Annotated in this window: 2 protein-coding genes; both read right to left on the minus strand. The window is 32.3% G+C overall.

Annotated elements, in window-relative coordinates; all coding sequences use genetic code 11:
- Nucleotides 1-48: 48 nt before the first annotated feature.
- Nucleotides 49-918: an IS3 family transposase gene (locus AC5YGI_RS21995; protein WP_330746077.1), complete on the minus strand. Its 870-nt coding sequence runs from the start codon at nt 916-918 to the stop codon at nt 49-51.
- Nucleotides 915-1,349 carry a hypothetical protein gene (locus AC5YGI_RS22000; protein ID WP_330746078.1) on the minus strand — a complete coding sequence of 145 codons (435 nt, stop codon included), beginning with the start codon at nt 1,347-1,349 and terminating at the stop codon, nt 915-917. Before AC5YGI_RS22000 ends, AC5YGI_RS21995 begins: the two co-directional genes overlap by 4 nt.
- Between the last annotated feature and the right edge of the window lie 40 nt (nt 1,350-1,389).

The following is a 1,389-nucleotide window of genomic DNA, read 5'->3' on the forward strand; positions in this document are numbered from 1 at the left end:
TGACTAGTCCTGAAAATCTGATACAGATTATAGTACAAAAATAAATAATTAAACCAGAGTAATTTTACTATTGCTTTGGTTTTTGTTTTTATAGGTTTTCATTTTAATTTTTGACTGGTTATGCATTTGGTTTGGAGTTAGATAATGATTTGAAAAATGTGGGCGTAAATTATTGTAGATTTCGATAGATTCATTTACTATCTTTTTCCTTAAATTGTTGTTTATATCATGTTTATCAATATCAAACTCATGCTTTAAAATACCATTTATTCTCTCTGCTACTGCATTTTCATAAGGATCAGAGTTTTGTGTCATACTACATTTTAATTGATGTTTCTGTAAAAGTCTTTGATACTCGTTCGAGCAGTATTGTAAACCACGATCGGAATGATGGATTAAAGATTCTCTCATACCTTTATACTTTTTTAGAGCTCTTTTTAAAGCTATAATACTACTCTGTGTATTTAAATTGTCTGCAACAAAGTGTCCCATTATTTTCTTAGAATACGCATCAGTTATTAAACTTAAATAGCTTGGATTTTTTCGGTTCCCTATATAAGTAATATCTGCAACCCATACCTGGTTGGGCTTTGTTATGTGATAGTCAAGGAGCAGGTTCTTATGCTTTCTAAAACGATGATGAGAGTTGGTTGTAATGTGATAGCTTTTGCGAGGTTCAATCAATAAATTATTAGCTTTTAAGATGGCAAAGAATTTATCTCTCCCTACCTTAATGGAGCTTAAGGATCTCTGTAAAATAAAATATAATTTCCTGCCTCCTAACCTTGGCATCTTAACACGAAGATTCTCTACAAGCTTTACTACCTCTGAAGCTTTATCTTTACAAACTTTCGTACGCTTTATACTTCTATAATAGATTTGTCTATTTAACCCTAACAATCCGCAAGTAAAAATCAAAGTTTCTTTTTCTTTACTGCGGAAGTAATCGATTGTTCGGGTGGTGAGTTTTTTCGAATATCAATGTGATATTCTTTCTCAGCCAGATCAATCATCATATCAAAAAATATGGACTTCTTATCTGCAATATAAGCCTGCTTTTCTAAAAAAGCCTTTTGCTTTTCAAGAAGCCTTACCCGGGCTTCTAATTCCATAATACGTTGTTCAGGTGTTTTTTCCATGGCATAAGGTCTTTGGTTTTCCCAATCAAAGTTACCATATTTTCTCAGCCAATTTAAAATAGTACCATGAGATTGAATACCATATTTCTTACGACAACTAGTAATAGTGGACGCTCCACATTCAACTTCTTTCACGATTTGAAGTTTTAAACTTAAACTGTAATCCTTCTGTGTGCGTTTAATGTACGTGGATGTTAATGTTTCTTCCATAACGATTCTTTTTTGTGTATCGCTATTTCAGGACGAGACA

The organism is Chryseobacterium sp. CS3K3.1, from assembly GCF_059515165.1.

Coding starts and splice junctions, on each gene's coding strand:
- AC5YGI_RS22000 (WP_330746078.1), bottom strand. CDS start 1,349: ATGGAAGAAACATTAACATCCACGTACATTAAACGCACACAGAAGGAT.